This is a genomic window from Glutamicibacter sp. AOP12-B1-11 (assembly GCF_052379245.1).
GTDB lineage: Bacteria > Actinomycetota > Actinomycetes > Actinomycetales > Micrococcaceae > Glutamicibacter.
This window is the reverse complement of sequence record NZ_JBQSYL010000031.1, coordinates 17,792-37,011: the sequence shown is the minus strand read 5'-3', so window position 1 is coordinate 37,011 and position 19,220 is coordinate 17,792. Positions and strand designations below refer to the sequence as shown.

17 protein-coding genes are annotated in these 19,220 nt (G+C 62.9%); 5 read left to right on the top strand and 12 right to left on the bottom strand.

Annotated elements, in window-relative coordinates:
* The first annotated feature begins 83 nt into the window (after window positions 1-83).
* Complete coding sequence (locus tag ACT3UQ_RS16465) at window positions 84-974, top strand: Sir2 family NAD-dependent protein deacetylase (protein WP_105553360.1); 891 nt, start codon at window positions 84-86, stop codon at window positions 972-974.
* A 58-nt stretch (window positions 975-1,032) separates the two neighbouring features.
* Here the strand turns inward: ACT3UQ_RS16465 and ACT3UQ_RS16460 are convergent, their stop codons facing one another.
* The 7 genes from ACT3UQ_RS16460 to ACT3UQ_RS16430 all read right to left on the bottom strand — a co-directional run bounded on the left by ACT3UQ_RS16460 (window position 1,033) and on the right by ACT3UQ_RS16430 (window position 8,157).
* Window positions 1,033-1,578 (bottom strand): VanZ family protein, encoded by a 546-nt coding sequence (locus ACT3UQ_RS16460; protein WP_105553258.1) that lies wholly within the window; start codon window positions 1,576-1,578, stop codon window positions 1,033-1,035.
* Window positions 1,579-1,688: 110 nt separating this feature from the next.
* Entirely contained in the window at window positions 1,689-3,413 is a 1,725-nt protein-coding gene (locus tag ACT3UQ_RS16455; protein WP_444637554.1) for a hypothetical protein, read from the bottom strand.
* A gap of 132 nt (window positions 3,414-3,545) precedes the next feature.
* On the bottom strand, window positions 3,546-4,688 hold the full coding sequence (gene purM / locus ACT3UQ_RS16450; RefSeq protein ID WP_105553256.1) for a phosphoribosylformylglycinamidine cyclo-ligase: 1,143 nt from the start codon (window positions 4,686-4,688) through the stop codon (window positions 3,546-3,548).
* A 76-nt stretch (window positions 4,689-4,764) separates the two neighbouring features.
* Window positions 4,765-6,288 (bottom strand): amidophosphoribosyltransferase, encoded by a 1,524-nt coding sequence (gene purF, locus ACT3UQ_RS16445; protein WP_105553255.1) that lies wholly within the window; start codon window positions 6,286-6,288, stop codon window positions 4,765-4,767.
* A 105-nt stretch (window positions 6,289-6,393) separates the two neighbouring features.
* Window positions 6,394-6,717, bottom strand: a complete 324-nt coding sequence (locus ACT3UQ_RS16440) for a hypothetical protein (protein ID WP_105553254.1) — start codon at window positions 6,715-6,717, stop codon at window positions 6,394-6,396.
* Between the two features lie 4 nt (window positions 6,718-6,721).
* Window positions 6,722-7,102, bottom strand: a complete 381-nt coding sequence (locus ACT3UQ_RS16435; protein WP_444637553.1) for a sterol carrier family protein — start codon at window positions 7,100-7,102, stop codon at window positions 6,722-6,724.
* A gap of 71 nt (window positions 7,103-7,173) precedes the next feature.
* A complete protein-coding gene (locus ACT3UQ_RS16430; protein WP_444637552.1) occupies window positions 7,174-8,157 on the bottom strand; it encodes an asparaginase in 984 nt (327 codons plus the stop codon).
* Between the two features lie 145 nt (window positions 8,158-8,302).
* Between ACT3UQ_RS16430 and purD the strand changes: the two genes are divergently transcribed.
* Window positions 8,303-9,589: a phosphoribosylamine--glycine ligase gene (purD, locus tag ACT3UQ_RS16425; protein ID WP_105650070.1), complete on the top strand. Its 1,287-nt coding sequence runs from the start codon at window positions 8,303-8,305 to the stop codon at window positions 9,587-9,589.
* Window positions 9,589-10,494 (top strand): phosphoribosylaminoimidazolesuccinocarboxamide synthase, encoded by a 906-nt coding sequence (locus tag ACT3UQ_RS16420; protein WP_444637551.1) that lies wholly within the window; start codon window positions 9,589-9,591, stop codon window positions 10,492-10,494. The genes purD and ACT3UQ_RS16420 overlap by 1 nt, the downstream gene beginning before the upstream one ends.
* 67 nt (window positions 10,495-10,561) lie before the next feature.
* Here ACT3UQ_RS16420 and ACT3UQ_RS16415 read toward each other — a convergent pair whose 3' ends face one another.
* The 5 genes from ACT3UQ_RS16415 to ACT3UQ_RS16395 all read right to left on the bottom strand — a co-directional run bounded on the left by ACT3UQ_RS16415 (window position 10,562) and on the right by ACT3UQ_RS16395 (window position 18,510).
* Window positions 10,562-11,293: a class I SAM-dependent methyltransferase gene (locus ACT3UQ_RS16415; protein WP_444637550.1), complete on the bottom strand. Its 732-nt coding sequence runs from the start codon at window positions 11,291-11,293 to the stop codon at window positions 10,562-10,564.
* Window positions 11,294-11,307: 14 nt separating this feature from the next.
* Window positions 11,308-13,116, bottom strand: coding sequence for an ABC transporter ATP-binding protein (locus ACT3UQ_RS16410; protein ID WP_105568705.1), 1,809 nt, complete (start codon window positions 13,114-13,116; stop codon window positions 11,308-11,310).
* On the bottom strand, window positions 13,113-14,933 hold the full coding sequence (locus ACT3UQ_RS16405) for an ABC transporter ATP-binding protein (RefSeq protein ID WP_444637549.1): 1,821 nt from the start codon (window positions 14,931-14,933) through the stop codon (window positions 13,113-13,115). Before ACT3UQ_RS16405 ends, ACT3UQ_RS16410 begins: the two co-directional genes overlap by 4 nt.
* A 170-nt stretch (window positions 14,934-15,103) precedes the next feature.
* A complete protein-coding gene (locus tag ACT3UQ_RS16400; protein WP_444637548.1) occupies window positions 15,104-16,057 on the bottom strand; it encodes a metallophosphoesterase in 954 nt (317 codons plus the stop codon).
* 116 nt (window positions 16,058-16,173) lie between these two features.
* Complete coding sequence (locus ACT3UQ_RS16395) at window positions 16,174-18,510, bottom strand: transglycosylase domain-containing protein (protein WP_444637547.1); 2,337 nt, start codon at window positions 18,508-18,510, stop codon at window positions 16,174-16,176.
* A 37-nt stretch (window positions 18,511-18,547) separates the two neighbouring features.
* Between ACT3UQ_RS16395 and ACT3UQ_RS16390 the strand changes: the two genes are divergently transcribed.
* Together ACT3UQ_RS16390 and ACT3UQ_RS16385 are read left to right on the top strand one after the other, a co-directional pair.
* Window positions 18,548-18,703, top strand: coding sequence for a hypothetical protein (locus tag ACT3UQ_RS16390; protein WP_096283344.1), 156 nt, complete (start codon window positions 18,548-18,550; stop codon window positions 18,701-18,703).
* 22 nt (window positions 18,704-18,725) lie between these two features.
* Complete coding sequence (locus ACT3UQ_RS16385) at window positions 18,726-19,202, top strand: RidA family protein (RefSeq protein WP_105553244.1); 477 nt, start codon at window positions 18,726-18,728, stop codon at window positions 19,200-19,202.
* Window positions 19,203-19,220: the final 18 nt, after the last annotated feature.

The following is a 19,220-nucleotide window of genomic DNA, read 5'->3' as shown; positions in this document are numbered from 1 at the left end:
CTTCAAGGTCGTTGCGGCCTTTGTCGTCCCCGAATGCTCCGAAAGGTCAGAACGTGAGCACCCCCGAAGAGCTTTCCATCCAAATGGCCCACCACTCGGCCATCCGGTCCATGCAACGCATCGTGGAGCAGCAAGCGGATCCTTCCCCGGAAGAAGACGCCAGAGCCGGCGTGCAGGCAATGCTCGACCGAGGCAATGTGCTGGTGGTGACGGGTGCCGGAGTTTCCACCGACTCCGGGATCCCCGACTACCGGGGACCAAACGGCTCGCTGCAGCGCCACCGTCCGATGACCTATCAGGAATTCAAATACCGTCCTGAGGCACGCCACCGCTATTGGGCCCGCGGGTTCGTGGGCTGGCGCCACATGTTCCAAGCCGAACCGAATGGAATTCACCGCCGGCTGGTGGGCTGGGAAGATACCGGCCGGATCAGTGGAATCATTACGCAAAACGTTGACGGGCTGCACCATCGGGCCGGATCAAAAACGGTGATCCCGGTGCATGGCGACCTTTCGATTGTGCGTTGCCTGGACTGCGGCCAGAGCGAGGACCGCCAACACTTCGACATCCGCCTGCAGGAGCTCAATGTCGGCTACATCGAATCCGTTGAAATCGACCCCAGCGCGATCAACCCGGATGGCGATGTGGAACTGCCGCAGTATTGGGTCGACCGGTTCATCATGGCTAGGTGTGAAAATTGCGGCTCCTTGGCGTTGAAACCCGATGTGGTGTACTTCGGCGAGAGCGTGCCGGTGGAGCGCAAGCAGCAGATGGCACAGCTCGAGGAGGCTTCTACCGGGTTGTTGGTGCTCGGCTCATCGCTGGCGGTGATGAGCGGGTACAAGATCCTGCTGAACTTCGTCAAACGCGGATTACCGGTCGCCTTGGTAACCAATGGCCACGTGCGCGGCGAGGAGAAAGCCACGTGGCGTTGGCGGGTGCCGCTGTCTCATGCGATGCGACAGCTCGATTAGCCACCGAAGGCAAAATTCGCGGCTGGGGATAATCCGTACTCGTCGTCGATGATCCTGGCTACGCGCCCAACGGTGCATAACGCACAGGGGACAGGATGAAGAGGGCAGTGAGCAGCACCAGAATCACGGTGAGAACCGTGCAGAGGACCGATATCTTCCACCAAATACGCGGTCGTGCGCTCCTTGCCAGTCGTGCAGCGAGGACGTATCCGGTCAGGCCACCGAGGGTATTGACAATGACATCGGTGGCATCGGAACTCCCCAGCGCGAGAACGTACTGGATGATCTCGAAGGCCAGGCTGACCCCGGCCATCAAGCCAACTGCGTGCAGCCAATGCCAAGCGCGAGCCAAGAGGCCCAGATAGAGGCCGAAGGGCATAAACAGGACAAGGTTCAGTCCAACTTCGACTGGTGCACTGGAGCCGGACTCGGCCCAAGCGACGAACGGCACGAGCTTAATGAGCCGCAGCGATCCGGAACCGACGAACGGAATCTCCAGCTTCCACAGCACCATCCAACCAAGCAAGACCAGATAGATGGCGAACAGCGGAACCAGCCGTTTGCTGGCCCGAGCCAATCCGGGCTCCGGGTGCTGTTCGTGCATCCCACGCTCCATTTCGGTAGGCGCCGTCGTACCGATTCTAGAGGAATCGAGCTGAGGCACCCCGGACTAGTGCCGTGGCTTGAGCGAGGTGTAGGACCATCGCTCCAGGGCTAGCCGGGGTGGGAATCGAGAACCTCCGCGGGCGAGAGCCAGTAGGTATTCCGGCGGGGGAGTTGCGGCGGGTCCAGCGACCGGGGCAAAAGCACCGCGGGAGGCCGGTCTTTGCGGATGATGACTTTGAAGAGCCCGGCATGGCGCGCGTGGTGGTGCCGGGGGCAGAACATCGCCCCGTTTTCAACACTCGTCTCGCCGCCCTCCTCCCACGGCAGGAGGTGGTCCGCTTCGCAGCGCCCCGCGGGCATGGTGCATCCCGGATACAGGCAGCCACGGTCGCGGGCAATCAGGGCTCGTTTCATATGCGGCGGGAAGAGCCGTTCGGACCGGCCGACATCGAGTATCTGTCCTTTGCCATTAAAAACCACCGGGAGGATCCCCGCATTGCACATCTGCGTGCGGGCCTCGGCATCGGAGAGCGGAATGCCGTTTTCGGTGATCGCGTAGCTCTTGTCGCCCGCGATCATTTTGGCGAAGTCCAGATGCACGACGACCTGCGGGGTGACGATGCCGGTGGTTTTCTTTCCCGTGGCGCCGGTGGAGCGAAGCGCGCTGAGCAGTGCGGTCAGGTGCCGCATCGCCGGGGTGAGGTCTTCGAAGGTCTGTGGGTAGAAGGAATCACCGGGCAGGGCTGCCGGCGCCGCGGCATGATCCGCGGGAGCCGGAGCCTCGGATTCCGCGTTTCCTGGCCCTGCGTGGGCAGCGGACTGGTCGCCGGAATTCTCCGCCGGGGACCCTTGCTCTTCGGGGGCACCGTCTTGCGCCCAGCGGGGCATGGTTTCCGGATCGTCCCACGGCGTGGTTGCTGGGGGTGGCGCGGGCACCGCCCCGGGCTCGGGAGCGGAATTGGACGACGCGCCGCCGCCTGCCTGCGCGTAGGTCCGCGCGGTCAGCTGCGCGAGTTGTTGCCGGTTGCCGGCGATGGTCGCCGGATTGTCGATCTGCGTGCGGAGGGATTCGATGAGTTCCGCCTCATGGGGCAGCACCTTGAGCTGATAGATCACCAGGCCGTTGCGCATGCCCTTGCGGAATATCCCGGCTTCGGCGACGAGCGCCTGGGGCGGGCGCTGCGTGCCGACCTGCTCTTGGACCAGCGTGCCCAGGTGCGTCAGGGCGGTAGCTGGCTCTTGGCGAAGCAGGGTGGCCGCCTGCCCTTCGAGCTGGTCGCGTTGCGCGGCGGAGGGCAGGTCCTTGTGCACGCCGCGGAGTTTGCTGGCGGCCTGGGCCACTAGGCGGGGATCGGTTTCCCGTCCGCTGAATTCGGCGGACAGCCGTGGGTAGGCCGGACCATGGCGTACCCCGTCCTCGGTGACCCGCGCGATCAGCGCGTCCGCCTGGGCGAGCCGGTAGTTGGCAGCGGAGACCGGCACCTGGAGCCATGAGGTGTACATCGAGGTGCAGTCCGTGAAGTGAGCGCGCCCGCTGGCCCGCTGGCCGGAAAGCTGCTCAAGGGTTTCGAGGGTGGGGGCCGGGCCGGCCTCGGCAACAGCTTGCAGGGACCGCTCGTCTAGTTGATGCGCGCCGCTGGAGCGCAGCGCGTCGGCCGCATGAATCTGGCTGCGGGCAAGCTCGGCCGCGCAGCGCTCGGTCAGCCAGGCGAAGTACGCGGCGTGGCCCGGTGCGAGGTCGATCCCGGCCAGCGCGCGCGTGGCCCGCTCGACCTGGCTGACGCCTTTCGCCAGCAGGTCCAGCGCCTGGGCGGTGGCTGCATGCGTACTCATGTGCCCCAGCATGCACCACGATGGGCCGGTGTCGGCAGGCGGCGGGCAAGCTGTGGATAAGCGGGCAAAAAAGGGGGCGAAACGGCACCGTGCTGGTGCCGTTTCGCCCCCTTTTGCGGGATGCTTCGAATGCTACTTGGCGTAGTTGCCGGTCAGCAGGACCGCGCCGCCGTCCACGCCCTTGGCGCCCTGGACGAAGTCCAGTCCGGCGGAGCTAGCGGAAGGCTCGAGGTTTTCGACCGAACCCATGATCCAGGCGCCCATGCCGGCCTTGTTCAGCAGTGCCACCGCGCGGTCGGCGACGTTCTGCTCGACCACCGCGACCATGCCCACACCCAGGTTCAGGGTGCGCTCAAGATCCGGCTGCGGCACATTGCCCAGCGCCGCAATGGTGGAGAAGACCGCGGGCAGTGACCAGGTGGAGCGGTCCACGCGCGCCATCAGGCCCTTGGGCAGCACGCGGGCCAGGTTGGCCGCCAGGCCGCCGCCGGTGACGTGGCTGAAGCCGTGCACCCCGAAGTTCTCCCCGTCGTTCAGCTCGCCGATCAGGTCCAGGCAGGCGGTGGTGTAGATGCGGGTCGGAACCAGCAGCTCCTCGCCCAGCGTGCGGCCGAATTCGGCGACCTCGCGCTCCAGCTCCCACTTGGCGTGCGCGATCACGCGGCGCACCAGCGAATAGCCGTTGGAGTGGATGCCCGAGGAGGCCATGCCGATGACGACATCCCCGGCCTGCACCCGCTCCGGGCCGAGCAGCTGATCGGCTTCGATGACGCCCGTGGCGGCACCGGCCACATCGTACTCGTCCTCGGCCAGCAGGCCCGGGTGCTCGGCGGTTTCGCCGCCCACCAGGGCGGTGCCGGCCAGCTTGCAGCCTTCGGCGATGCCGCGCACGATATCCGCGATGCGCTCCGGAACGACCTTGCCGGTGGCGATGTAGTCGGTCATGAACAGCGGCTTGGCGCCAACCACCACGATGTCATCGACCACCATGCCCACCAGGTCCTGGCCGATGGTGTCGTGGATGTCCAGCTTCTGCGCGATCGCAACCTTGGTGCCCACCCCGTCGGTGGAGGTGGCCAGGTAGGGCTTCTTGTACCCGGTGAGGAAGGAAACGTCGAACAGGCCGGCGAATCCGCCGACTCCGCCGACCACGCCGGTGGTGTGGGTGGCCTTGATCGCGCCCTTCATCAACTCGACGGCACGGTCACCGGCCTCGACGTCGACGCCCGCTCCGGCGTAGGTGATGGAGGTTGGCTGCTCTTGCGTGCCGCTCATGGCAGATGGATCCTTTTCTGTCGTGAACACCGGATAGCCGGTGCCGCTTGCAACGAGGTGGGTGATGGATTGGTGACTAGAGGGTTGCTTCGAGCTCGGCATCCGGGCCGGGCTCGCAACCGCTCTGATTTGCCTGCTCCAGCAGGTTCTTCCCGTGGCGCTCATCACCGGGCAGCGGGATCGGGTAGTCGCCGGTGAAGCAGGCGGTGCACAACTTCTCGCGCGGCTGCGCGGTGGCCCCGATCATGCCGTCCTCGGAGATGTACGCCAGCGAATCGGCGCCGATGGACTTTCCGATTTCGTCCACGGCCGCGCCATTGGCGATCAGCTCCGCGCGGGTGGCGAAGTCGATGCCGTAGAAACAAGGCCATTTCACCGGTGGCGAGGAGATCTTCACATGCACCTCGGCGGCTCCGGCCTCGCGCAGCATGCGCACCACCGCACGCTGGGTGTTGCCGCGCACGATCGAGTCGTCCACGACCACCACGCGCTTGCCGCGCAGTACTGTCTCCAGCGCGTTGAGCTTCAGCTTGATGCCCAGCTGGCGCAGCGTCTGCGAGGGCTGGATGAAGGTGCGGCCCACATAGGCGTTCTTCACGAAGCCGTGGGTGAACGGAATGCCGGACTCCTCGGCGTAGCCGATGGCCGCCGGGGTGCCGGATTCCGGGACCGGGATGACGATGTCCGCGTCCGCGCTGTTTTCGCGGGCCAGCTGGCGGCCCATCTCCACGCGGGCTTCGTATACCGAGCGACCGGCGATGGTCGCATCCGGGCGGGCCAGGTAGACGTACTCGAAGACGCAGCCCTTCGGGGTGGCTTCGGCGAAGCGGGTGGAGCGGATGCCGGTCTCGTCGATGGCGATCAGTTCGCCCGGTTCGATCTCGCGGATGAAGGACGCGCCCACGGTGGCCAGGGCCGGCTGCTCGGAGGCAACCACCCAGCCGCGGTTCAGCCGTCCCAGGACCAGGGGACGCACCCCGTGCGGGTCGCGGGCCGCGTACATGGTGTTTTCGTCCATGAACACGAAGCAGAAGGCGCCCTCGATCTTGGGCAGCAGCTCGAGCGCGGTCTCTTCGAGGCTCTGGCCCTCCTTGCCCGCAAGCAGGGCGGTGACCAGCGCGGTATCGGTGGTATTGCCCTGGGCAATTTCGCCGCGCAGCTTGCCGCCCTCGGAGACCTGCTTGGCCTCGACCATTTCGGCGAGCTGCGCCGAGTTGGTGAGGTTGCCGTTATGCGCCAGGGCTACGGTGCCGGTCTGGGTCGGGCCCAGGGTCGGCTGCGCATTGGCCCAGTGGCTGGCGCCGGTCGTCGAATAGCGGCAGTGCCCCACGGCCAGGTGGCCGGTCATCGAGTTCAACGTGTTTTCGTCGAAGACCTGGGAGACCAGGCCCATATCCTTGTATACGTTGATTCGCGCGCCGTCGCTGGTTGCGATGCCCGCGGACTCCTGTCCGCGGTGCTGCAACGCGTACAGCCCGTAATAGGTTAGTTTTGCAACTTCTTCGCCAGGTGCCCAGACACCAAAAACGCCGCATTCGTCCTGCGGCCCTTTTTCGTTGGGAAGCAAGTCATGATTCAGGAATCCATCGCCACGCGCCATGTCAATTATTCTCTCATGTATCTATTGGTCGACACCGACCGTTTATGTGGTGAACGGCGACCAGGTGCGCGGCCACCGCTTGCCTTCCTGGGAAGGGGAGGGCGCCTAGCCTTGTCGCTCGCTGCCGGTGTCCCCGGCCAGGGGCACCGCCAGTTTTGGGGTGGTCTTGCGCGAAGTGACGCGATCGATAATTACATATGCGAGCGCGCCTAGCCCGGTGCCAAGTCCCGCGCAGAACATGGCGAAGAATCCGACGGCCGATCCCACGGTGTAATCCATGGACGGTTCGCCAATCAAGCCAATGACTACGCCTACCAAGGCGCCGAGTACGGCGCCGGCGAGGACTATTGGCCAGAAGCGCGGTGCCGAATGAACCTGCACCTGGATTGGCTGGTCGGCGGATGGCGGGGTAGCGGGGTGTTGCTCCATAGCTTTAAGGGTACTCAATTAGCGGCAGGTGTGCCGACAAGTCTGCCCTTAGTCCGGAGGCGTGCAATTGCCCCGATTGCACTGCCGCAGCCCAGTCGGTGCGCCCGGTGACCAGTGAAAGCCATAATTCGGCGGGCATTTCGACCACATTTGGCGGTGTACCACGGGTATGGCGGGGGCCCTCAATGCATTGGGTCACACCAAAGGGCGGAACCCGCACCTCAACCGAGTTTCCCTCGGCCCGCGAAGCGAGTTCTTCCAAGGCGAAACGTACCGCCATGGCCAGCGTTGGGCGGGCTGTTTTCCCTTGGATTTCCGCGTTTTCAGCCCATTCGCGCAGCGCGGCGCGACCGGAGAGCTCGTCGATTCTTCGCTTGATCGCCATGGCGTTAAATTCCCTTCCTTGGATGACGAAAAAATGTCATATTCCGCCCCTGGATTTCGTTTTCGGCGGGGCTAGCGGGCCGCGAAGTCCCGGCCGAGGTAGCGAACCCCGGCAGCACGCGCCCCGGCGGTGTGCGCCGCGCTGCTCAGCCGGTCTGATAATTCTTCCAGCTTCCGCATGCTCAGCGCACCATGGGCAGCCAGCAGGCCCAACGCCAGCACATCGATTCCGCGCGAAGCGCCATCAAGGATTTTTACCGCCACGCTGACCCCGTTGGGGGCGGACATGCCCAGCACCCCTTCGGCACCGAGCTTGGCGATGATTCCGGTGGACTCGATGACCAGCGTATTGGGGCTGCCCGCACCGCGTACCGCCCATGGGTGTTCGCGCATGGCGCTGGCCGCCGACCGGGCAGCCGGGTCGGGGGATGCCGCCAGCTTTCGAAACCCCTCCGCCAGGGACCGCAGCGACATCTGCGGTGCCGGAGCCCCGCAGCCATCGACGCCCAGGAAAGTGATCGGCCCGCAGAATTCTTCCATCGCCCGAGAGGCCGAAAGCTGCACCGGATGCTCGGGTGACAGATAGCTGCCGAGCGGTTCGCCGCTGGCCGCCGCCGCCGCGAGAAATGCGGCATGTTTGCCCGAACAATTGAATGCAAGCTTGTTCTGGCCTTGGCCACGCGCGGCCATCGCTGAGCGGGTGGCCGAATCGCCGGGCCACGAGGCCGGGCATTGCAGATGCTCTTGGCCCAGCTTCACCGAGTCGAGCACGCTGCGCGCGAGCAGCTGATGTTGTTCGGTTCCCAGATGGCTGGCGCAGGCAAGCGCCAGTTGCGCGGATTCCAACGCCGCCCCGGCGCGCAGCGAACCGATCGCCTGAAAAGGCTTCAGCGCGGATCGCGGAAAGACCAAGGCTTCGGGATCGCCGATGGCCTCCAGAACCTGCCCGGCCGGATCCAGAACTACCGCTGCGCCATAATGCCGCGATTCGATCACCGAATTGCGGGTGATCCGCAGCAGCTCGCTGCACTGTGTGATGTCTATCGCCGAACCCATGAGGCCAAGTCTAGGCGCAGGCCCGCACGGAGGGCTTTCCCAGTGGAGGCAAGGCGCCCCGGGGTTTGCGCGGCGCTCTGGGCAACTTTTCATCGCCCGGTCACAGACCACTAATCGTGCGTGGTTCTCCGGTAAACTCGGTGCAGTGAAGGTACTGGTGATTGGCCCAGGCGGCCGTGAGCATGCAATTGTCCGTGCACTTAGTGCAGACCCCTACGTCAATGAGGTTCATTGCGCTCCCGGCAACGCCGGAATCGCACAGGACGTCACTACCCATGAGATCAACGCGCAGGACCCGCAAGCGGTCCTGGCGCTAGCCCGCGAGCTAGCCAGCGAGCTGGTAATCGTCGGGCCCGAAGCGCCACTGGCCGCCGGCGTTGCCGATGCGCTCATCGAAGCCGGGATTCCCGTCTTCGGGCCAACCCGCGCCGCGGCACAGCTGGAAGCCTCCAAGGCATTCGCCAAGGACGTCATGGCCGCCGCGCAGGTTCCCACCGCCATGGCGCATGTGGCAACGAATACTGCCGAAGCCGAAGCCGCCCTTGACGATTTCGGCGCACCCTATGTGGTCAAAGACGACGGGCTGGCCGCTGGCAAGGGGGTTGTGGTGACCGCAGACCGTGCCGAGGCACTGGCCCACGCAGAGCTCTGCTTTGCCGCCGGCGGCACCGTGGTTATCGAAGAATTCCTCGATGGCCCGGAAGTTTCGCTGTTCGTCATCTGCGACGGCAAGCACGCCGTCCCGCTGTCCCCAGCTCAGGACTTCAAACGCATCTTCGACAACGACGAAGGCCCCAACACCGGTGGCATGGGCGCCTACTCACCGCTTCAATGGCTTCCGGAAGGCTTTGTCGACGAGGTTATGGACCGCGTCGCCTACCCGACACTGCGCGAAATGGAAAAGCGCGGCACCCCGTTCACCGGCGTGCTGTACTGCGGCCTGGCCATCACCAAGCGCGGCATCCGCGTCATCGAATTCAACGCCCGCTTCGGCGACCCGGAGACCCAAGCGGTTCTGGCTCGGCTGAAGACCCCGCTGGGCGCGATTCTGCTCGCCGCGGCGAACGGCAAGCTCGACGACGCCGAGCAGCTGCGCTGGTCCTCGAAAACCGCCGTGGACGTGGTCATCGCCGCCGAGAATTACCCGGATGCCCCGGTCAAGGGTGCGGTGATCGAAGGGCTGGAAGCAGCCAACCAGGTTGACGAGGTGCATGTGATGCATGCCGGCACCAGCACCGACGCCGAGGGCAATATCACCGTAGCCGGTGGCCGAGTCTTGGCGGTCGTCGCGTTGGGCGATGGCCTTGCCGCCGCCCGGGCGAACGCCTACGCGGGTGTCTCCAAGATCAGCTGGAGCGGCGCCCAATCACGCAGCGATATCGCCTTGAAGGCCGAACGCGGAGAAATCGTAGTGAACGGGGAAAACAAGTAATGGCAGGATTCCAGACCGAAACGCTTTCCCTCGACGGTTGGGACCACTTCTATTCGGGCAAGGTGCGCGACCTGTACCTGCCGGCCGGGGTGAGCTTCGCGGACTCCGACCGGGTGCTGGTGGTCGCTTCGGATCGAATCAGCGCCTATGACTTCGTGCTGACCAGCGAGATTCCGGATAAGGGCAAGGTGCTGACCCAGCTGAGCCTGTGGTGGTTCGGGCAGCTGGGCGAATTCGCCAACCACGTGATCTCCACCGAGGTGCCGGCGGCCGTAGCCGGCCGGGCAATGGTCTGCAAGAAGCTTGAGATGTACCCTATCGAGTGCATTGCCCGCGGTTATCTGACCGGCTCGGGTCTGGCCGAATACAAGGTCTCCTCGACCGTATGCGAGCTGCCGTTGCCCGCGGGCCTGGTTGACGGTTCACGCCTGCAGCCGGCGCTGTTCACCCCTTCGGCCAAGGCCGAGGTTGGCGAGCATGACGAGAACATCTCCTTTGCGCAGACGGTGGAACGCGTCGGCGCGCAGGTCTCCGAGGCCTTGCGCGAGAAGACCGTCGCCCTCTACGAACGTGCCGAGCAGATCGCCCGTGAACGCGGCATCATCCTTGCCGATACCAAGGTCGAATTCGGCGCCGATCCGAGCAACGGCGAGATCACGCTCGGCGACGAGGTGCTCACCCCCGACTCCTCGCGTTTCTGGGATGCCCAGTCCTACGCACCGGGCAAGGCCCAGGCGAGTTTTGACAAGCAGTTCGTGCGCGACTGGTTGACCTCAGCGGAAGCCGGTTGGGACAAGAATTCCGGGGCAGAGCCGCCGGCCTTGCCCGCAGAGATCGTGGAAAAGACCCGCGCCCGGTACATCGACGCCTATGAGCGTTTGACCGGGGAGAAATTCTCCGGCTAAGGGCAAAAACGAAAGGCCGGGGTGAAGGAGAAATTCCTTCGCCCCGGCCTTTTCGCTAAGCAGAGAACTAGCCGCCCAGCTCGGCTGCGCCCTTGCGTACGTGATACAGCACGTAGCCGTAGCTCAACTCGGTCGCCAACGGATGCCGCGCGATCCAGTCGCGAGCCAGATCCGCCGGAAATTCAAGGTGAAGTACCTTGGCGAGATCCTCTGCCGAGTCGAAGCTCCAACTGCTCATCACCTCATGGCGTTGGGCTCCCTGCGCGGCCCACCACCGCCGGATGTAGTCGTCCTCGCCCTGATCCGACGCCCAAGGGCTCTGCCGCAAAAGTGAAGCGAATTCTCCGTGCTGGTGGTCGTTGTCGATCACCAGCAGCGACCCGCCGGGGCGCAGGACACGCAGGACCTCGCGGAGCCCGGCGGTGCAGTCGTAGTTCGCGGAAGGGAAGAAATAGGCGAAGCGCGCGTGCACCACCGCGACGCTGGAATCCGCTAGCGGAAGATGTTCGGCAGAACCGTGCAGCACCTGAACCCGCGAACTACGCGCCCGTGCGGCGTCCAGCAGGCGCAGATCCGGTTCCACCCCGAGGACCGTGCCATGTTCGGTGAGATATTTGGGGAGCCAATAGCCGCTGCCGCATCCCAAATCCAGCAGGACCTTGCCCGCCCAGGGCGCCAGGGAGCACAAGCGCGCAAAGAGCACCCCGGTTCGATCCAGCGCGCTATTTTCAATCTCGTAGACTTCCGGGTCCGCCCCCTGGTTCGGGGCCGGAAGGAAGTCGCCCAATTCGTTTGCCATGTGCTTGCGGCCGGTTAGACCAGCGAGTCCTTCCACGCCTTGTGCAGCGAAGCGAAACGTCCCTCGTCCGCGATCAGCTGTTGCGGGGAGCCGTCCTCGATGATTCTCCCATCGTGCACCACCAGCACCCGGTCGGCGATCTGCACCGTGGACAACCGGTGGGCGATGATCAACGCCGTACGGTTCCCCAGCAGCTGCTGCAGGCCGCGTTGCACCGCGCGCTCCGAAGGAATGTCCAGCGAGCTGGTGGCCTCATCCAGGATCAGCACGGCCGGGTCGGCCAAGAAGGCGCGAGCGAAGGAGATGAGCTGGCGTTGCCCGGCGGAGACGCGACCGCCACGCTTATTCATGTCGGTCTCATAGCCTTCGGGAAGTTCGCGGATGAACTCATCGGCGCCCACCGCCCTAGCCGCATCCTGGATCTCCGCGAGCGTCGCGGTGGGCTTGCCGAGCGCAATGTTCTCGGCAACCGTCCCGGAGAACAGGAACGCTTCCTGGGTGACCATCACCACATGCCGGCGCAGTTCCTGATTCGAGAGCTCATTGATCGGGACCGAATCGATTTCCAGGCTGCCCGAGCGCAGATCGTAGAAACGGGAAATGAGTTTTGCGAGCGTGGATTTGCCGGCACCGGTCTGCCCAACCACCGCCACCGTTTGCCCGGCTTCAAGCTTCAGATCGAAGCGGTCCATGATGATCGGCCCTTGCCCGTAGCCGAAGACCGCGTCGCTGAAGACGATCTCTCCCTTGACCTGCTCGATACTGCGCGGTGCCAGCGGTTCCCTGACGCTAGGTTCCTCTTCCAAGAGCCCGGAGACCTTTTCGAGGGCTGCCGTGGCCGACTGCAAGGAGGAGTAGAACATGGCGATCTGTTCGACCGGCTGGAAGACGCGTTTAGCCGCAAGCAGCAGCGCCACCATCACGCCAACGGCCAGCGTCCCATCCAGAATGCGGAAGCCGCCGTAGGCGAGCAATACCGCGACGGTGAGGTTTCCAATGAGCACCAGGCCCGGCTGGAGAATGCCGAATAAGTTGAAGGAGCGCACCGAGTTGACCCGATATTTTTCGGCGATCTCAGCATAGTTTTCGTCATTTGCCGCTTCTCGGCGGAACGCCTTGACCGCGCGAATGCCGGTCATCGTTTCGACGAACATGGAGATCACCTTCGCGGAAACCACGCGGGACTCGCGGTAGAGCACCTCGGAACGGCTCTGGTACCAGAAGAAGAGGATCGCCACCGGTATGGCCGCGATGCACAGCACCAAAGCGCTGCGCCAATCCAGGATAAAGATGGTGGCCAGCGTGAAAATTACGAAGACGCACGAGGAGGCGAGTTCGGATACTCCTTGATCTAGCAGTTCACGCAGGGTTTCCAAGTCCGAGGTCTGCCGCGAGATGATCCGGCCCGAGGTGTAGTTCTCATGGAACTCGAGGCTCAGCCGCTGGGTGTGGCGGAAGACCTGCTGCCGCAGATCCAAGAGCATGGCCTGCGAAATGCGGGCGGCGCAATTGATGTACCAGGCCAGCAGGACGCCGGCCAGAATGGCGCAAACAATGTAGGCGCCGCCCGAAACTCCCAGCGCGCCCCAGTTACCCTCGCGGACCTGCGGCAGCGTCCAGTCGATGGCCAAGGCAATGAGGATAGGCAGGACGACGCGGGCCGCATTGGAAACCAGCACCAGCACCACGGTGAGAATGAAGAGTTTCTTCTGCGGCATGGCGAGCGTCGCCAGGAGCCTGAAGGAACGGCGGCGTACTCGTTTGCGTTGGGCGCCGGAGAGGTTGATGTTGTCCTCTTCGGTGACACCTAGTGGTTGGCTCATCGGGCGACCTCTTCGCTCATCGGTGCTTCGTCATCCAGGCTGGCAATCACATATCGGTAATGTTCGTTCGTGCTCAGCAGGTGCGTGTGGCTGCCGATCGCGTCGATGCGCCCATCGCGCAGCAGGGCCACCCGGTCGGCGAGCATCACGGTGGAAGGCCGGTGAGCCACCACCAAGGTGGTAGTGCCCTCCAGGACCTCGCGCAGCTTCGTGGTGACGGCTTCCTCCGTGCGCACGTCCAAGGCGGAGAGCGGATCGTCCAGGACCAGGATCCGGGGCCGGGCGGCGATGGCGCGGGCCAGGGCCAGACGCTGGCGCTGGCCGCCGGACAGGGACAAGCCTTCCTCGCCGATGAGCGTATCGACCCCCTGCGGCAGCTGATAGGCAAAGTGCGCCTGCGCCACGTCAAGGGACTGCGCCAAGAGCGCTTCGCGCTGCGCGGGGCTGTAATCCGCCGGGGCACCGAGCAGCACGTTTTCGCGGACCGAATTCGAGAATAGGGTGGTGTCTTCGAAAGCCACGGCTATTTCTTCGCGCAGCTCTTCCAGATCCCATTCGCGCACGTCTTGCCCGTGCACCAGTACCTGCCCGGCGCTCACCTCATGCAGTCGGGGGATCAGGTTCAGCAGTGTCGACTTGCCCGAGCCGGTGATTCCGACCAGCGCCATGGTTTCCCCGGCGCGGATCGTCAGCTCGATATCGGCAAGGATGGGGCGCCCGCGCCCGGAGGCATCGGGGTAGGCAAACCGAACGTGCTTGAGCTGTACTTCGCCGCTGCGTTCGGCCGGGGAGTTCGCCTGGGCGGGGGAGACGATGTCGTTGGAAGCGTCCATCACTTCGAAGTGGCGGTCCAGTGCGGTTTTGGTGCTCAGCGTCATGCCCAGCAGCATCCCCATGCCTTCCACCGGGCCTGCGATCACCGCTGCGATGGCGAAGTAGGCCACGAGCGAGCCGATGCTCAGCTGCCCGCCGGCAACCAGCGAGATGCCGATCAAGACGCCCAGCCCCAAGATCGTTTCGGGGATTGCGACGACGGCCATCAGGAAGCTGGCCAGGGTTTTGGCCTTGCTGATTTCCGTCTGTTGCAGCGATTTGGCCTGCTCGCTGAATCCGGCGTACACGTGGGGGCCGCGGCCGAAGGCCTTGATGACGCGAATGCCATGGACGGACTCTTCGACGGCGGTCGCCAGGTCGCCGGCCTGGTCTTGGCTCAGCCGGCTCGCGGCCCGGTAGTTGTTGCGGAAGTGGTAGGCCTTGATCGAGATGGGGATGGCGCCTAGCAGGTAGAGCAGTCCGAGGATCCACGAGTGGTAGAACATCAGCGCCAGCCCGGTGATCACGGTGACCGTGTCCACGACGAGCATCATGGCGCCGAAGGCGAGCCAGCGGCGCAGCAGCGACAGATCCGACATCGAGCGGGAAAGCAGCTGGCCCGAGCCCCAGCGCTCGTGGAAAGCCACGGGCAGGCGCTGCAGATGCTTGTAGAAGCGGATGCGCATCTGCGCTTCCAGCCCTGCCGCCGGGTTGAGCACGAATTGGCGGCGCAGGAAGATGAACAACGCTTCCAGGAAACCCAAGGCGCCGACAATCGCCATGGCGATCCAGATTGCGTTGTTCGTTCCATCGCTGTCCAGGACGTTGTTCACCAGCCAGGCGAGGACCTGTGGAATGACGAGGGCGACAATACCTGCGCCCAAGGCGCAGAGGAAGCCGCCGATAAGCCGCGGAAGAATCGGGCGGACGAACGGCCCCAGCCGTTTTAAGGTGGTTGTCAACGACACCGCTTCAGCTGCTTCTGAGTTTTGTTGTCGCGCCATGAGAGTTCCCCACCATCACCAATAACAATATCGACCGGACTACAGCCTACAGTCAGTAGTTGGGAAAATTCAATCAAATAATCACTAGTGGATAGATTATTTGTTGCTGGCTCAGAGACGGCTTCAGGCCCCGCACTTGAACCAAGTGCGGGGCCTGAAGGAATGGATGATCAGTCCCTTGCGGTGAGCGTGAGCAGTACTGCCTCGGGCGGGCAGGCAATGCGAAATGGTGCGAAGCGGGAGTGGCCCAGGCCCGCCGAAACGTTCAGCGGGACGGTGCGCCCGGCATATTCCCATTCGGTCAGCCCGCGGGCTCGCCACGTCGGCAAATCGCAGTTCGACACCAGGGCGCCGTATCCCGGAATGCATACCTGTCCGCCGTGGGTGTGGCCGGCGAAGATGATATCCGCCCCGGCCTCGGTGAGCTGATCCAGCACTCGTTGGTAGGGGGCATGGGTCAGCGCGATGCGTACGTGCGGAGCCTGGTATCCGGTGACCGAACCTTGCGGCCATCCAGCGAATTGGTCGCGATCCAGGTGCGGATCATCGATGCCGGTCAGATCAAGCCGGATTCCGTTGAGCACGGTGGAGTAAGCCCGGTTGGTCATGTTGACCCACCCGGCGGATCCGAAGGCCCGGTGCATCTCTTCGAAGGGCAGCTTGTCACGGCTCGAAGGGTTTGGCGTGCCGGAGCTTGCGCTGAGGTAGCGCAAGGGGTTCTTCATGCGCGGCCCGTAGTAGCAATTCGAGCCCGGCACGAAGGCGCCGGGGAATGCCATCAATGGCTTCAGCGCGTCGATCAGCGCCGGAACGCCATCGCGGTGGCTGAGATTGTCACCGGTGTTGATCACGTAGTCGGGGCGCTCGTCGGCGAGCCGATGCAGCCAGCGTCGCTTGAGGGCTTGGCCGGGGATCATGTGGATGTCCGAGAGGTGGAGCACGCGGATATCGCGCGCGCCGCGGGGAAGCACCTTGACGGTTTCGCGACGGAGCCCGAATTTCTGGGTTTCGTATAGTCCGTAGCCAAGCACCGCCGCGCCTGCTGCGACGGCGCCGCCGGCAAGCAGTGCTGCCGTGCCGGTGGCTCGACCGAATGCCGAAGAGAAATTAGTGTGTTCAACCATGACCGGTCCGTCATTGTCCTTTCAAGGGAACAGACCCGTTCGGGTCTGGTGATAGTGCCAATCTAAACCGAAAGGCCGCGTTCAACCAAAGTTGAACGCGGCCTTTCGGCGACTACCTAGTCGTCCGAATCCCCTCCGGGCTTGGCCGGAGTAGTCGGCTTCGACTTGTTTTGGCCGTTTCCGTTGCCATTACCGTTTCCATTGCCGGTGGCTTCAGACTTGTCGTCTTCGGACTCCTTGGAATCCTCTTTTTCGGAGTCTTCCTTTTTCGAATCTTCTTTTTTGTCCTCGTCGTCGTCTTCCTTTGGCTTCGGAGCTGGCTTTGGCTTGGGTGCCTTGCTGACCGAACCGAAGGAATTACGCTCGTACTGCTGAACTGCCTTGGACATGAAGTCAACCCACAATGGAGCCGCATAGGTCGAGGAGTCAACCATCTTCGGAGCACGCTCGTCGTTGATCATCTTGCCGTGCAGCCAATTCTTCTCTTGTTCTTCGCCCTGCCCCTTAAGGCGGCCAACCCAAGCTGCAGTCGAAATGCCCGTGCTGTAACCGACGAACCAAGTTGAAGTAGCACCGTTATTTGTGCCGGTCTTGCCGGCGATCGGTCCGGCAACCTGGCCCTTGGAGACACGGTTGGTCGCAATCTTCTTCAACGTACCGTTCAGGTCGGCCACGTACTGTGGGTTGATTTGCTGGGAACAATCTTGCTTAGGCACCTTGTACTTGGTGCCGTCCTTATCGACGACCGAGGTGATGGCCCGTGGCTCACAGTATTCACCCTTGTTGGCGAATGTGGCGAAGGCCGCCGCTTGCGCCAGCGGGGTTACCGATGCAGTCCCAATAACGAATGAAGGGTTGGCAGGATTGATAGGTGCAGGTCCCTCGCCACCCACTGGCTTTTGATCGATCAGCCCGATTTTGGTTGCGTAGTCAGCAATGGTGCAGAGATCGACCTTTTTGGCTTCTTGAACGGTGGCGGAGTTAATTGACCAGTACAGGCCGGTATCCACCGTCATCGTGCGATAGAAGCCACGCGAAGCGTTCTTTGGTTCCCACTTTGCAGTGTAGGTCTGTCCACTTGGAAGGCAAGAGGCTCGCCATTTGTCGCCAGCGGTGAAGAGTTCCTTCTTAGCGTTGATCCTGTCGTACATGTGATTGCCCTCGTGGAGCCAAGCAAGGGTGGTGAATGGTTTCATTGTCGAGCCACCCTGGAATCCGCCCGCTCCACCTAATCGACTTTCTACCGCGAAGTTATAGAAAGTCCGGCTGCCGGTTTCTTTGGATTCTGGGGCGTAGGTGGTGTTCTGCGCCATGGTCAGAATATTTCCGGTACCCGGTTCAACCGAAACCAGCGACGCGTAGATATCATCATTCGACTTGGCATCAGGATCAATGGCCTCGCGGGCGTCCTTGGCGGCCTTCTTGTTCAACGCGGAGTTCAACGTGGTCTTGATAACCAAGCCGCCGCGGAACAGCAGGTTTTCGCGGTCTTCCTTGGTCTTGCCGAAGTTCTTGTCTTTGAGAACCAAGTTGGTGATGTAGTCGCAGAAGTAGCCCGCGTCGTCGGCAGCCATGCAACCCGAAGCCGACGAGCTTGGATCCACGCCCAACTTGGACTTCACGGCCTTGTCGTATTCCTTCTTGGTGACCGCGCCGGTGCGGTACATGTTGCCCAGCACCTTATTGCGTCGATCCAAGGAGCGTTCCGGGTTCTTGATTGGGTTGTAGACGTTAGGCAACTGCACCATGCCGGCGAGCATCGCCGACTGCTGCAGGTTCAGGTCCTTGGCATCCACGGAGAAGAAGCGCTGCGCGGCGGCCTGCACGCCATACTCACGACCCGAGAACAACACGAGGTTCAGGTAGCCTTCGAGGATTTCGTCCTTGGACATTTCCTTTTCAATGGCTACCGCGTACTTCAGCTCGCGGATCTTGTCCGAGTAGTCCTTGTTGCCCGATACCGTCGTCTCGTCGGCTCCGGTCAAGATCTGGTTATTGACCAGCAAGTTGTTCACATACTGCTGAGTCAGCGTGGACGCACCGGAACGCGAAGAAGAGGTGGCGTTGCTGATGACCGCACGGGCAATGCCCTTGGGGTCAATGCCGCTGTGCTCGTAGAAACGCTCGTCCTCCACCGAAACAATTGCTTTGCGCATGAACGGAGAAATGTCCTTGAGGTCCACCGGATCGCGGTTCTGTTCATAGAACGTCGCAATCAGCTTTCCATCGGAGTCCAAGACCTGCGAGGGCTCGGGAATGGGAAGCTTCTCGAATGTGCTCGGAAGCGCGCTTACAATATTATTTCCGGTGGTCAAACCGGTTTTTGCGATAGCTGCCACGGGAACGAGCATGCCCGCGGCCAGCACGCCACAAAGGGCACTGATTCCGAAGAACGCAACGATCTTTCCCAAAGTGGTAGCTGTATCAAAAAAGGGTGACTTCTTGGCTGCCATACCTACTAGTTTACAAGGACGCGCTAACGTATCGAGTATGACTAAATGGGAATACGCCACTTTGCCGCTCGTTATCCACGCAACCAAGCAGATTCTGGACCAGTGGGGTGACGATGGTTGGGAGCTCGTAGCGATCGTTCCCGGCCCCAACGGCACCAATCCAGTGGCCTACATGAAGCGTCCAAAAGCCTAACTTTCAGAAGGAGTAAAACCCCATGCAAGAAGCTACTTCCTCGCGTGTCGAAGCACGCCTCGCAGAGCTCGATCTGACCTTGCCAGCGGTGGCAAAGCCGGTCGCGGCCTACCTGCCAGCAATCACCACCGGCAACTACGTTTACACCTCCGGCCAGCTTCCGCTGATTAATGGAAAACTCTCAGCTCTTGGCAAGGTCGGCGCCGAGGTTTCGGCCGAAGATGCCAAGGCCATGGCGCAGACTTGCGCACTGAACGCACTGGCTGCCATCAAGGCAGAAATTGGTGACCTAGATCGCATTAAGCGTATCGTGAAGGTCGTTGGATTCGTGTCCTCGGACCCGTCCTTCACCGGCCAGCCTGGGGTCATCAACGGGGCCTCGGAATTCTTCGGAAATGTCCTGGGCGAGGCTGGCGTGCATGCACGTTCGGCCGTAGGCGTGGCGGTTCTGCCGTTGGACGCTCCGGTCGAGGTTGAGGTCATCGCCGAATTTGAGTAGTCCACAACGCGATTCCGG

Coding starts and splice junctions, on each gene's coding strand:
- ACT3UQ_RS16465 (WP_105553360.1), top strand. CDS start 84: ATGGCCCACCACTCGGCCATCCGGTCCATGCAACGCATCGTGGAGCAG.
- ACT3UQ_RS16460 (WP_105553258.1), bottom strand. CDS start 1,578: ATGCACGAACAGCACCCGGAGCCCGGATTGGCTCGGGCCAGCAAACGG.
- ACT3UQ_RS16455 (WP_444637554.1), bottom strand. CDS start 3,413: ATGAGTACGCATGCAGCCACCGCCCAGGCGCTGGACCTGCTGGCGAAA.
- purM (WP_105553256.1), bottom strand. CDS start 4,688: ATGAGCGGCACGCAAGAGCAGCCAACCTCCATCACCTACGCCGGAGCG.
- purF (WP_105553255.1), bottom strand. CDS start 6,288: ATGGCGCGTGGCGATGGATTCCTGAATCATGACTTGCTTCCCAACGAA.
- ACT3UQ_RS16440 (WP_105553254.1), bottom strand. CDS start 6,717: ATGGAGCAACACCCCGCTACCCCGCCATCCGCCGACCAGCCAATCCAG.
- ACT3UQ_RS16435 (WP_444637553.1), bottom strand. CDS start 7,102: ATGGCGATCAAGCGAAGAATCGACGAGCTCTCCGGTCGCGCCGCGCTG.
- ACT3UQ_RS16430 (WP_444637552.1), bottom strand. CDS start 8,157: ATGGGTTCGGCGATAGACATCACACAGTGCAGCGAGCTGCTGCGGATC.
- ACT3UQ_RS16420 (WP_444637551.1), top strand. CDS start 9,589: ATGGCAGGATTCCAGACCGAAACGCTTTCCCTCGACGGTTGGGACCAC.
- ACT3UQ_RS16415 (WP_444637550.1), bottom strand. CDS start 11,293: ATGGCAAACGAATTGGGCGACTTCCTTCCGGCCCCGAACCAGGGGGCG.
- ACT3UQ_RS16410 (WP_105568705.1), bottom strand. CDS start 13,116: ATGAGCCAACCACTAGGTGTCACCGAAGAGGACAACATCAACCTCTCC.
- ACT3UQ_RS16405 (WP_444637549.1), bottom strand. CDS start 14,933: ATGGCGCGACAACAAAACTCAGAAGCAGCTGAAGCGGTGTCGTTGACA.
- ACT3UQ_RS16400 (WP_444637548.1), bottom strand. CDS start 16,057: ATGGTTGAACACACTAATTTCTCTTCGGCATTCGGTCGAGCCACCGGC.
- ACT3UQ_RS16395 (WP_444637547.1), bottom strand. CDS start 18,510: ATGGCAGCCAAGAAGTCACCCTTTTTTGATACAGCTACCACTTTGGGA.
- ACT3UQ_RS16390 (WP_096283344.1), top strand. CDS start 18,548: ATGACTAAATGGGAATACGCCACTTTGCCGCTCGTTATCCACGCAACC.
- ACT3UQ_RS16385 (WP_105553244.1), top strand. CDS start 18,726: ATGCAAGAAGCTACTTCCTCGCGTGTCGAAGCACGCCTCGCAGAGCTC.